This window comes from Treponema denticola ATCC 35405, from assembly GCF_000008185.1.
Taxonomy (GTDB): domain Bacteria; phylum Spirochaetota; class Spirochaetia; order Treponematales; family Treponemataceae; genus Treponema_B; species Treponema_B denticola.
On record NC_002967.9, the window covers coordinates 667,571 to 679,298 of the forward strand.

Annotated in this window: 11 protein-coding genes; 3 read left to right on the forward strand and 8 right to left on the reverse strand. The window is 36.5% G+C overall.

Features of this window, described 5'->3' with window-relative positions; all coding sequences use genetic code 11:
- Both TDE_RS03040 and TDE_RS03045 read left to right on the forward strand, forming a co-directional pair.
- On the forward strand, positions 1-324 hold the full coding sequence (locus TDE_RS03040) for an STAS domain-containing protein (protein WP_002681819.1): 324 nt from the start codon (positions 1-3) through the stop codon (positions 322-324).
- A 23-nt stretch (positions 325-347) separates the two neighbouring features.
- Positions 348-1,148, forward strand: coding sequence for a M15 family metallopeptidase (locus TDE_RS03045; protein WP_002681821.1), 801 nt, complete (start codon positions 348-350; stop codon positions 1,146-1,148).
- On the opposite strand, the gene TDE_RS03050 is transcribed toward TDE_RS03045, so the two are convergent.
- Positions 1,145-2,089, reverse strand: coding sequence for a cation diffusion facilitator family transporter (locus TDE_RS03050; protein ID WP_002677008.1), 945 nt, complete (start codon positions 2,087-2,089; stop codon positions 1,145-1,147). The genes TDE_RS03045 and TDE_RS03050 overlap by 4 nt on opposite strands.
- 97 nt (positions 2,090-2,186) lie before the next feature.
- Here TDE_RS03050 and TDE_RS03055 point away from each other — a divergent pair, with 97 nt between their 5' ends.
- Positions 2,187-3,068 (forward strand): phosphodiester glycosidase family protein, encoded by an 882-nt coding sequence (locus TDE_RS03055; protein ID WP_002681823.1) that lies wholly within the window; start codon positions 2,187-2,189, stop codon positions 3,066-3,068.
- Here TDE_RS03055 and TDE_RS03060 read toward each other — a convergent pair.
- From TDE_RS03060 to TDE_RS03090, 7 genes are all read right to left on the reverse strand, one after another.
- Positions 3,052-4,020, reverse strand: a complete 969-nt coding sequence (locus tag TDE_RS03060) for an ABC transporter ATP-binding protein (protein ID WP_002681827.1) — start codon at positions 4,018-4,020, stop codon at positions 3,052-3,054. The two genes, TDE_RS03055 and TDE_RS03060, sit on opposite strands and share 17 nt — an antisense overlap.
- The gene (locus tag TDE_RS03065) at positions 4,013-5,011 is read right to left on the reverse strand and encodes an ABC transporter ATP-binding protein (RefSeq protein ID WP_002681829.1); all 999 of its coding nucleotides are present in this window, start codon (positions 5,009-5,011) and stop codon (positions 4,013-4,015) included. The genes TDE_RS03060 and TDE_RS03065 overlap by 8 nt, the downstream gene beginning before the upstream one ends.
- Entirely contained in the window at positions 5,008-5,970 is a 963-nt protein-coding gene (locus TDE_RS03070; RefSeq protein ID WP_002681831.1) for an ABC transporter permease, read from the reverse strand. The genes TDE_RS03065 and TDE_RS03070 overlap by 4 nt, the downstream gene beginning before the upstream one ends.
- Before the next feature lie 2 nt (positions 5,971-5,972).
- Complete coding sequence (locus TDE_RS03075; RefSeq protein WP_010956792.1) at positions 5,973-6,914, reverse strand: ABC transporter permease; 942 nt, start codon at positions 6,912-6,914, stop codon at positions 5,973-5,975.
- A 136-nt stretch (positions 6,915-7,050) separates the two neighbouring features.
- On the reverse strand, positions 7,051-9,285 hold the full coding sequence (locus TDE_RS03080; RefSeq protein ID WP_002681835.1) for a methyl-accepting chemotaxis protein: 2,235 nt from the start codon (positions 9,283-9,285) through the stop codon (positions 7,051-7,053).
- Positions 9,286-9,521: 236 nt separating this feature from the next.
- Positions 9,522-10,802: a UDP-N-acetylglucosamine 1-carboxyvinyltransferase gene (gene murA, locus TDE_RS03085; protein ID WP_002669886.1), complete on the reverse strand. Its 1,281-nt coding sequence runs from the start codon at positions 10,800-10,802 to the stop codon at positions 9,522-9,524.
- Between the two features lie 177 nt (positions 10,803-10,979).
- The gene (locus TDE_RS03090; RefSeq protein ID WP_002681839.1) at positions 10,980-11,684 is read right to left on the reverse strand and encodes a hypothetical protein; all 705 of its coding nucleotides are present in this window, start codon (positions 11,682-11,684) and stop codon (positions 10,980-10,982) included.
- Between the last annotated feature and the right edge of the window lie 44 nt (positions 11,685-11,728).

Sequence of the window (11,728 nt, forward strand, 5' to 3'; positions counted from 1 at the left end):
ATGGAGAATTTAATTATTAATGAATCGGAAGTATCCGGATGCTTATTATTGTCTATAGAAGGCTCTGTTAATTTATATACATCCGGTGATTTTGAAAAAAAAGTATATTCGGCAATTAAAGAGCATGATACAATTTTGGATCTATCAAAGGTAACATCATTGTCGTCGTCGGGAATTGGAGTGCTTATGTCTGCTCATAACGATAGTGAGGATAACGGACACAAGATGTATATATTGAATCCGGCTAAAGATGTCAAAATGGCTCTGGATTCAACAGGGTTTTCCGATGTGTTTAATATTATCCATTCCATTGATGAGATATAAAAAGTTTTAATTTGTTTTAAAATATGTATTTTACTCCAAAGAAGATTTTTTCTCTGTTTCTCTTTTTTGCATTTATGTTTTTTATTTATCCAAATGATAAAATCTCTGATGAAGATATATATAAAAAAGTATATACGTATATTTCAAAAAGATTTCCTAAGCAAATTTTTAATAAAATAAACAATAATCGTGAGATTTTTTTTAAGGACTTAAATGTTGTTTTGAAAAATGAAAAAGAAGATGAATTGATTTTGGTAGATAAGCTTAATTTTCTTGATAAGTCCTATGAACCTAAAAATATTATATTGCTTTATGATGTAAAAGATAGAAAGTATCTTTTAGAGCGCTATGATATCTATCTTGCAAAAATTGCGGAGCGTCCCTTGCAAAAATTAGCAGAAGCTGCAAAAAAAGAAGGGATAGAAATAATGATAAGTTCGGGCTATCGTTCTTATATCTATCAGGCAAATCTTTTTTCAAAATATGTAAATGTGTATGGTAAAAAAGATGTTCAGTTTTTTTCTGCACCGCCCGGAGCAAGTCAGCATCAACTGGGTACCGTAATCGATTTAGGCAGTATTGATGATTCTTATGCCGATACTGCTGAAGGAAAATGGATGTTTAAAAATGCGTGGAAATACGGCTGGTCCCTATCCTATCCTAAAGATATGGAGCATATTACAGGCTATAAATGGGAGAGCTGGCACTATCGGTATTTGGGAGTTGAAGCTTGTAAATTTCAAAAAGAATGGTTCGGCGATATTCAGCAATATATGCTGGAATTTATTGATCTTTGGAAAAAAGAGAAAGCAAAACTTAATTAGTTGTTTATATCTTTTTCGGATAAACCGAAGCCTTCCTCTTCATGGTTATGAATCCCATATGGTTCAATATGTACCATTACATCATAAACATTTTCTATTTTTTCTTTAATTGCTGAAGTTACCTTTTCCGCGATGCTGTGGCCTTCGCAGATACTCATTTCGGCATCGACCTCAATATCCAAATCTATATCTAAAAGATTTGCCATCCTTCTTATTCTTGCGCGGTGAGGATTATGAGCCCCTTCAACGGAATTTACAGCCTCAAATAATTGTTTATATAAAATATCGTTTGTATTTCCGTCCATTAATTCAACATTCAGTTCCATAAAAAGGTCTATACCCGATTTCATAATCCAAAGACTTACGAGGAGGGCTGTAACAGCATCGAAAATAGGAGCTTTAAAAAAGCGGGAAATTGCAAGACCTGCTAAAACCGAAGCAGAAAGGATTACGTCATTTGTCATATTTTTTGCATTGGCTTGAATCATCATGCTGCCGGTTTTTTTTCCTATAATATACTGGTTTAGGGCTAAAAGAAGTTTTACTGCAATTGAAGATACCGTAACGATAACTGCAAGTATATGAGGCATCAGAATAGTTACGGTTCCTTTATAAACATTTATGAGTTTTCCCCCTGCCGTGATACATAACTGAAATCCGGCTATCATAATTATAAAGGCTAAAATTAAAGAAGCCATAGTTTCTGCCCGCTGATGGCCCCATGGGTGTTCCTTATCCGAAGGTCTTCCTATTATAAAACTTACTGCAAGGGTCATAATAGAAATGGCAACATCTGTAGCAGAGTCAATTCCGTCGCCGATTACTGAAAGACTGTTTGCATAAATTCCTATTACAAGTTTTGCGATACATATTATTATGTTTCCTATAAGAGAAATTAAGGAGGCAATTCTTACAAGTTTTATTCTATTACCGTTATTCATTTTTTTATTATATCAAAATAAAATAATAAAATCAATCTTAAAAAGGAGTTGAATATTATAAAGTTTAATTGTAGAATGAGGTTTACCGGAGATATTTATGTATTCAAATTCTAAATGCAATAAATTTTTAATGTATTTTATTTTTATTATTTTTTTATTTTGTTCTTGTCAAACTTTTTACCCCAAAAACAGTCCTGAATTTTCTTTTATAGAAAATTCGGGAAAAAATTTTGTTTGGGAAAAATTGACTGAAGGGATTTTTCTTTCACATATTAAATATGAAGACTATCCTCTCATTATACATGCCGTAAAAATAGATCTGACTAATCCTAAATTAAAAATAGTTGTAACGGAACCTGCACTCTTTAACAGCAAAGGTATGGTAAAAAGAGAAACAACTTTAAGTTTCGCTCGAAGGCATAATACTGTAATAGCCTTGAATGCCGCATTTTTTAATGTAATATCTTTTTCATTTTCTTTAAGAGGAGAGCCGCTTGGAATTCATATCGATAAAAAAATAAATTTATCTAAGCCTTTCCCTAAATATGGGGCGCTATGCTTTTTAGATGATAATTCTGCCTTTATAATAGAGTCCCAAAATACGGAAGACATTAAAGCTGATATTGAATATGCCGTAAGCGGTAATAGAATAATCTTAAAAAACGGAAAGCCTATAATAACAAATATCAGTAAAAAAGAAAATTCAAGAACCTGTGTTGGTCTTGCAGATGGAGGAAAAACTTTATATCTTTTTTTTGCAGAAGGTGAAAATAAAAAAAAGAGCAGGGGTATAACTTATGATCAAGCTCATTTTTTTATGAAAAAACTCGGTGCCCAAGATGCTATACATTTAGACGGAGGAGGTTCCAGCTCTTTAATAATAAAAAAAGAAAATAGTTTTTTTGTTCAAGTCCCTTCAATTTCGCATTTCGGTTTGCGTAAGGTTGTAACAAATTTAGGTTTTATAATAGAGGATTGATTAAATGGCAGGCCGTAAAGTGCCCCTCTTCCGTTTCGATTAATTCCGGCGGAATCGATTTACACTTTTCAAAAGCCTTTGGGCAGCGTTTGTAAAAACGGCAGCCTTGCGGAGGATTGATTGCACTGCTTATTTCTCCATGGATATGAATACGCCGCGCCGACATGGGAGAATCTATATCGGTACTTGGGATTGCAGAAATTAAGGCTTGAGAATAAGGATGAAGCGGATTTTTATATAGGTCGGCACTTTTTGCGAATTCCACAAGTTTTCCCGAATACATAACGCCGACCTTATCGGAAATATATTTTACTATAGATAAATCATGGGCAATAAATAAATAGGTCATTTTAAATTCTTTTTGAAGCCTTATCAATAAATTTATTATTTGAGCTTGAATCGAAACATCGAGGGAAGAAATAGGCTCATCACAAACTATGAAGTCGGGCTCCACTGCCAGGGCTCTTGCAATTCCTATTCTTTGTCTTTGCCCTCCCGAAAATTCATGTGGAAATCTATTGGCATGTTCAGGCACAAGGCCTACGGTTTCAAGAAGAGAGTATACGCTATTCTCCCTTTCTTTTTTTGTTTTATATAAATTGTGAGCTTCCATTCCCTCCGAAATAATTTGCGAAATTGTCATACGGGGATTAAAAGAAGCAAAAGGATCTTGCAAAATTATTTGCGCCCTCTTTTTAAAAGTATGCAGTTCTTTTTTTGAGGCCGAGCCGATTTCGGCCCCGTCAAAAATTATTTTTCCGGCAGTAGGACGGTAAAGACCGAGGACGGTTCTCCCTAAAGTGGTTTTGCCGCAGCCCGATTCGCCTACAATGCCTACCGTTTCTCCTCGGTTTATCGTGAAGCTTACATCATCCACTGCATGTAAAATTTCTTTACGGCCCAGAGTAAAATATTTTTTTAAATTGTAAACTTCTAAAAGAGTATCAGCCATTGTTTTTTCCTTTTGCAAATTCATGTTGAAGCCAGCAGGAAGTAAAGTGTTCATCACTTATCTGCATTTCGGGAGGTTTATGCCTAAGGCAAACTTTCATACATTTTTCGCATCTGTCGGCAAAAGCACAGCCGTCTGAAATAGAAAGCATATCGGGATGATTGCCCTCGAGTGAATAAAGCTTATTTTCTTTTAATTGATCTATTGAGGGAACGGCTGCAAGCAGAGCCTTCGTATACGGGTGTTGTGCATTTTTAAAAATATCTTCGGCCCTTCCGCGTTCGATAATTTTTCCGGCATACATAACCTGAATGCGGTCAGCAATTTCGGCTGCAACTCCGAGGTCATGCGTGATGAGCATTACGGCCGTCTTTGTTTCTTTTTGAATTTTTTGTATAAGTTCCAATATCTCGGCTTGAATTGTAACATCCAGTGCCGTTGTAGGTTCGTCGGCAATTAAAATTTTAGGATTGCTTGCAAGGGCTATTGAGATTAAAACCCTCTGCCTCATGCCTCCTGAAAATTCGTGAGGATATTGCCTGAGCCTTTTTTCGGGGTCAGGAATTTGAGCCAGCTCTAAAATTTTTATAGTTCGCTCTAAGGCTTCTTTTTTGCTCAACCTTTGATGAATTAAAATACTTTCCATAACCTGCTTGCCTATGGGCATTGTAGGGTTTAAATATGTCAGAGGGTCTTGAAAAATCATGGATATTTCATTTCCTCTTATGTGCTGCATTTCTTCTTCGGAATATTCCAAGATATTTTTATCTTCAAAAATAATTTGGGATTTTTCGTGTATGCGTGTTTTTTTTCCGGGGAGGAGTTTTAAAATTGAATGAGCCGTAACGCTTTTTCCGCAGCCGGACTCTCCGACAAGTACAAGAGTTTCATCCTCGTATAGATTAAAAGAGATACCGTTTACCGCATGGATTGTTCCCGCATAAGTTTTAAAAGTAACCGCCAAATCTTTAACTTGTAAAATAGGTTTCATTTGTATTTCCTTAAATGCGGATCCATTGCATCCCGTAAAGCATCGCCGATAATCTGCAACGATAAAATTGTCAGACTTATAAAAAGGGCAGGAAAAAATAATTGATAAGGATAAAAGAGCATTGTCTTTTGTGCCTCTGATGCCAACACTCCCCAGCTGGTATATGGGGGTTGAATTCCTAAGCCGATATAAGATAAAAAAGCTTCTCCAAAAATAAATGAAGGAATATCAAAGGTTAAGGCTATTATCATAATACTCACAGTGTTGGGAAGTAGATGCTTTATTATAATTTTAAATGAACCTGTGCCCAAGGCCTGTGCTGCCAAAATAAAATCCTGATTTTTTATCTGTAAGACCTGACCGCGCACAAGCCGTGCAGTAAAACACCAGCCTGTAATTGTCATTGCAATGATAATCGAAAAAATTCCTTTACCGAAAATAAGAGAAATTAAAATAGCCGTAATTAAATAAGGAATACTTGAAAGTATTTCGACTATACGCATCATTATAGTATCGGTTCTTCCGCCTGTGTATGCCGAGAGGCCTCCATAAATTAAACCTATTCCCATGTCGATTGCAGCTCCTATAATTGCAATTATAAGAGAAACGCGTCCGCCCTTACAGACTCTTGTAAATATATCACGCCCCAATTCATCCGTTCCAAAAAAATGAGAAAAAGAAGGGCTTAAATTTTTTTCTTTTAAATTTCCGTCATCGGCTGACCGGCCGCTTAAAATCGGGCCGAATGAACATATCAAAATAATTAACCCTAAAACTGCACAAGAAAAAAGAGCTCTCTTGCTTTTTTTAAACCTCCGCCTTACATCTTCCCAAAAGCCTATACTGACCCTTGTTGTTTGAAGCGTCTTTTTTGTTCTTAGAACGGGCTCAAAATCCGATGGACTTAAATTTAGTTTCTTAGCCGGCTCATCATAGCTTGCAATTTTTTTCTCGCTCATTTTTAAAGAACCTCATTTTTTACTTGCACCTTAATTCTCGGATCGAGCAGGTTATAAGCTATGTCTACTATAATTAGAGATGCTACATATAGAAAAGAAATAAAAATAGTTTGACCCATTACCATTGTATAATCTCTTTCTGAAATTGAACGTACAAAATAGGAACCCAGTCCGGGAACCGAAAAAATATTTTCGATTATAAAGGTGCCTGTGAAGGTAAAAGCTATTTGAGGGCCGAGCATAGTTATGATCGGTAAAAAAGCGTTCCGTAAAATATGGCTTTTTATAATTCTTACCTTTGAAGCTCCTTTTGCTCTTGCAGTTAAAATATAATCTTGGTTTATAATATCCAAATAATTGGAACGCATATAGCGGGAGTATTTTGCAATCGGACCTATGGCCAAGGCTAAAGAAGGGAGGACTGTATATTTAAAACTGCCCCAGCCTGTAATCGGAAGAAGATTATGTTTGATGCCGAAAAAGTATTGCAGCATCTGTCCCAGAACAAAATTGGGAATGGATATTCCTATAACTGCGATTAGTATAACGGCATAATCGAATTTTTTTCCGCGCTTAGCGGCTGATAATATGCCTAAACTCAAACCTACTGAAACGCCGAAAAATAATGCTTGGAGACCCAGTCTTGCCGAAATAGGTGCGTGGGTTTTTATTACATCGGTAACAAGCCTTCCTCGGTAATAAAGCGAGGTTCCCAAATCACCCTTCATCAAAAGATTTTTCCAAAAAACCATATATTGAGTAAAAAGAGATTTGTCGTATCCGTATTGAGAATAAAGCTCGTTCCGTCTTTCTTCAGGTAAATTTTCTGCTATGGTTTCAATGGGATTTCCCGGAATAATATGCACTAAAAAAAAGGTAATACTTGCAACTATGAACATTGTAAGAATACCGTATAAAATTCTCTTTAAAATAAAGTTAAGCATATTGTAAACCGAGCCTTTTGTTAAACTTAAGGCTCAGAATATCACAAATTCGGTATAATAGGAAGAGGTTAAAATTTTAAAATCATAAGGAGAAAAGTTTTCAGAGCATTTGGCTCTGAAAACTTAAAGCTCTAATTTATATTTTGAATTTGCCGACTTCTTGTGCCAAGGCTTCAATATTCATTTTATTTTTTTGTGAAATACCCTTTACTTCGGAACAGGAGGTTTGTATTTGGTTTGTGCCTGCCGACATTTCTTGGATGCTGTTATTTATGATCTGTGTCAAACCCTCAAGCCTGTTCATTTCTTTGACGGCATCTTCTCCGGCCTTAAGCATTTCTCCGGAGCCTGTTTGAACATCTACGGTTATATTGTTTATATCATGAATTGCAGATAGAACTTTATGGCTTCCGCTCTCTTGTGCTCTCATTGCAGCCATAACGCTGCTGCTCATCGATTTTACATTTTCAGCAAGACTAAAAATTGCATTAAATTTTTCTTCTACGGTTTTTGAAGAAGATGCTAATATGGAAATTTCCTCTGAGAATTTTTTAAGAGCAGATGATATTGATTTTCCTTGAAGACTTGATTCTTCGGCTAATTTTCTGATTTCATCCGCAACTACTGCAAAGCCTCTTCCTGCTTCCCCTGCATGGGCAGCTTCAATTGCCGCATTCATGGCCAACAGGTTTGTTTGACTTGCAATATGCTGAATTACATTTGAAGCTTCAATCAAGCTGCCTGATTCTTCTGCAATTTTTTGTGTAACCGAATTTGAAAGGTGGAGAGCATCCTTACCGTAGACTGTTGCATCAGCCAACTCTTTAATTGTCGAATCGCTTTGATCCAATATTTTTGTTACTGAAGAAATATTCGCAACCATTTCTTCAATTGCGGAAGAAGATTGCACAACATTTGCAGCTTGACTTTCAATACGGCCGTCTAACTGTTTTATTGTTTGAAGAATTTGTTCGACATTTGCAGTAGCTTCGCTCACACTTGCCGACTGAGATTCGGCTTGGTCTTTTACCTTTAAAATATTTTTACTTATTTGGCTTATTGAACTTGCTGTTTCAAAAACGTTTACTGCAAGAGTCTCGCCTGTTTTTTGCATATCCAAAGTACTGTTTGCAACATTCCTTACTGTAAATCCTATTTTTTCTATTGTTTGATTAAAGGAATGAGATAGGTCTGCAATTTCATCCTTACCCTTTCCTATTAAACGGGCTGTCAAGTCTCCATCTCCTTGCGCAATATTTCTGAGAGCCTTAACTACGCTTGAGATTCTCTTTGTGATCCCATCTATTATAAATGCTAGAATTATTATTGATGCAATAAACCCTGTTAATAAAATTATGGAAACAAGTTTAATTAAATTTGTACTTTCTTCATAGATTTCTTTTTCCGGTATTGAAGTGCCTACAAACCATACTTCATTCGTACGGCCTATCTTGACAGGCGTAAATACTTCAAGATGCTTATTTCCATTTACTTGAGTTTCAATTAAAAATGGAGTAAGAGATCTCTTTGCATCAAAAAAGTAAGTTGCTATTTCTTTGTTTTCAAATTCGGGAAGTGTTTTTGATATTAGGTTTTTATTTTTATGTGCAAGAACGGTGCCTTTAGCTGAAATGAGAATTGCATAGCCGGACTTAAAGAAAACTTCTTGTGAAAGTTTTTCCTGCATATAATCAAGGGAGTAGTCAATTCCTACAACTCCTAATGATTTCCCTGTTCTATCACGTATTGGAATTGCAGTACCCGCAACATAAATCATGTTTCCTTGGAGTTCATATTTATTAGGCTCAATCAAAATACCATGCTGCGAGGTCTTGGGGTTTTCATACCAAAAACCGCTTACATACTCGGTTAAGGGTACCATTGAAATTTTACCGTTCACCTTTGTCCAATATGGAATAAACCTTCCGCTATTGTCATGACCTTCAGTATTTTTAAATTTGTAGTCAAGTTTATCTAGAGCATTAGGCTCCCAAACAGTCCATATGTCTATAAATTTTTCCGAATCTCTTAAAATTTCTTTTTGTAAACTATTAAAATAAGATCTTCTGTTTTCTGGCGGAATTTCTTGGAAGGATTCAAATGTCTTTGCTAAGGTTTTATTTGTATCGTATACATCCTTGATAACTGTCTCAACAAAGGAGCCTAGGTTTTTACTGGAGTCATATAATTTTATAACAGCATTTCGTTTTGAAGTTCCACTAAGTTGTTTTACAAGGACTATACTTGTAAGAATCAAAAAACCAGATAAAACCGAAATTAAGGCAATCATTATTTTTTTTCTTATCGTTAAAGTTGAATATCTGAGTAATCCTTGAACTTTGGAGACTGTTGTACCATTGATTTCATTCATAAATTTATCCTCCTAAATATTATAAAAGATTCAATAATTGAAATGTGCTTAATTTGAGTGTAGGTTAAATATTTTATTCTGTAAGCTAAAGTTTTATATACTTACAGAATAAAATCTTGTTAAAAGATAGAAGCACACTGCGATTAAAGATAACAAACGGGGAACAATTTACAAAAAAAAATAAAGATGGTCAATAGCTCTTATATATAAAATTATATAGAAAATAACAATGCTTTCTATTTTTCTTTAAGCTCTATTTTTACGCCTATGGATTTGAGCCTTTCGACCAGGTGCTCATAACCTCTTTCTATCTGGTAGACATTCCGGATAATGCTTTCTCCCCGGGCACAACAGGCGGCTATTACCATGGCCATGCCGGCTCTTACATCGGGAGAAACCAATTCGCTTCCGTGGAGGGAGCTTGGGCCCGAAATGACTGCACGGTGAGGATCGCACAGGGTAATGCGGGCTCCCATTCCGATTAGCTTATCTACAAAGAACATTCTGGATTCAAACATTTTTTCGTGGATTAAAACCGTGCCTTCTACCTGAGTTGCTATTACGGTCATTATACTCGTAAGATCAGGCGGAAAACCCGGCCATGGGGCATCGTCAATCTTGGGTATCATTCCTCCGAGGTCACAGTTTACCTGCATCTTTTGCTTGTCGGGAACGGTAAGGGTGGTTCCTTCTAAAGACCAGCCTATGCCCAACTTGCCGAAGGCTACACGCAGGGGTCTCATATCTCTAGGTTCTACATCGGTAATTTTAAGCTGTCCGCGGGTAACGGCTGCAAGACCGATAAAAGAACCTATTTCCATATAGTCAGGGCCGATGCGGTGTTCCGTACCGTTCAATTTTTTAACACCTTCGATAGTCAGTATATTGGAGCCTACTCCGCTGATTTTTGCTCCCATCTTATTTAACATCTTACAAAGCTCTTGAACATGGGGCTCGCTTGCTGCGTTTGAAATGATGGTAGTTCCTTCTGCAAGGCTGGCAGCCATGATGGCATTTTCCGTTGCCGTAACGGAGGCCTCATCCAAGAATATGTCTTCTCCCATCAGCTTGTGTGCAATAAAAGAAAAATTTTGATCGGTTTCGACTCTGGCGCCCAATTCCGTCAGGGCTAAAAAGTGTGTATCGAGACGGCGCCTTCCGATAACGTCTCCTCCCGGAGGGGGCAAAACAGCCTTGCCTGTTCTTGCCAAAAGCGGACCTGCAAATAAAATGGAAGCCCTTATCTTTGTCGCAAGATCCTCAGGTATCTTGCTTGTTTTTACCTTTTCTATTTGGAGCTTAAATACGTTTTTTTCTATTTTTTCGTAGTGACCTCCCAGAGCTTCAAAAACTTGAAGCATTACAAAGACATCCTCAATTTCGGGAATGTTTTTGAGGATAATGGGTTCTTCCGAAAGGATGGCGGCCGCAATGCATGGCAGAGCAGCATTTTTATTTCCGCTTGCTTTTATTGTTCCATTTACGGGAAATCCGCCTTGTATAATATATTCGTGCATACTTAATCTCCTATAAAAACTTTTTGCAAGGATTATCAAATCCTGAAAAAAGTTTTTTCACGCAGTTTGTTTACAAACTGCATACAATAATGCGACGTTTGCCGAAAGGCAAACTTGGCAGATAAACAGTGAGGCTGAATTCCTTCCGAACTGTTTATCATATCTCCTATAAAAACTTTAATTAACGGTTATAACCGAAGCGACCCGTCCATCGGCCGTATATACATAATTTTTATTTGTATTATCGGGCAGCTGGCTTCCGCCTGAAAAGTAAGCATATAGCCATGTCCCCGAAGGTAAATTTAAATTCAACTCATATCGTCCCGGAGAAACCTCTATAAGATCGTACATAAAGGGATCCCAATTATTAAAGGAGCCGGCAAGCCTTATAATTTTTTTAGGTTCTCCTAAATATGTAAATTTTACTAAACTTTTACCGCTTACCTCGGTTTTATACTCTTTTTTGTAAGGAACTTCAATACGTGAAACACTCATGCTGTGTATGTTATCGAAGGCTGTGTTCATATTTACCGGATCCGATGACCAAAGTCCGTCTATTACAAGCCTATATTTTATTTCCGTTAACTCATCAGGAATCGGGAGAATATAGAATAAGATGGGCTCCTTGCCTTCATACAGTTCGCTTTGGGGTAGTTTTCGAAAAGAATGAATATGCTTGTAGTCTTCATGAGAAAAGGCTATACCTACATGGCGCCTAGCGGTTGAAGTAAAGATTATATGTCCGTCCTTAATTTTAGGAGCTTCAATGCGCACAATAGACTCTACGAGTTTTTGATAAACTTCGGGCTCAATACTCTTTTCCGAAAAAGCTGTCATCAAAAAAAGACTAATAAAAATTAATAAGAATACTGATTTTTTCATACTCATCCTCATTTTAGTTTCGGAAAAATAAAAAAAATCTTAAG

Excerpts from the sequence above, each read along its gene's own strand:
- TDE_RS03060 (WP_002681827.1), bottom strand. The coding sequence starts at position 4,020 with ATGGCTGATACTCTTTTAGAAGTTTACAATTTAAAAAAATATTTTACT.
- murA (WP_002669886.1), bottom strand. The coding sequence starts at position 10,802 with ATGCACGAATATATTATACAAGGCGGATTTCCCGTAAATGGAACAATA.
- TDE_RS03075 (WP_010956792.1), bottom strand. The coding sequence starts at position 6,914 with ATGCTTAACTTTATTTTAAAGAGAATTTTATACGGTATTCTTACAATG.
- TDE_RS03080 (WP_002681835.1), bottom strand. The coding sequence starts at position 9,285 with ATGAATGAAATCAATGGTACAACAGTCTCCAAAGTTCAAGGATTACTC.
- TDE_RS03040 (WP_002681819.1), top strand. The coding sequence starts at position 1 with ATGGAGAATTTAATTATTAATGAATCGGAAGTATCCGGATGCTTATTA.
- TDE_RS03045 (WP_002681821.1), top strand. The coding sequence starts at position 348 with ATGTATTTTACTCCAAAGAAGATTTTTTCTCTGTTTCTCTTTTTTGCA.
- TDE_RS03070 (WP_002681831.1), bottom strand. The coding sequence starts at position 5,970 with ATGAGCGAGAAAAAAATTGCAAGCTATGATGAGCCGGCTAAGAAACTA.
- TDE_RS03050 (WP_002677008.1), bottom strand. The coding sequence starts at position 2,089 with ATGAATAACGGTAATAGAATAAAACTTGTAAGAATTGCCTCCTTAATT.
- TDE_RS03090 (WP_002681839.1), bottom strand. The coding sequence starts at position 11,684 with ATGAAAAAATCAGTATTCTTATTAATTTTTATTAGTCTTTTTTTGATG.
- TDE_RS03065 (WP_002681829.1), bottom strand. The coding sequence starts at position 5,011 with ATGAAACCTATTTTACAAGTTAAAGATTTGGCGGTTACTTTTAAAACT.
- TDE_RS03055 (WP_002681823.1), top strand. The coding sequence starts at position 2,187 with ATGTATTCAAATTCTAAATGCAATAAATTTTTAATGTATTTTATTTTT.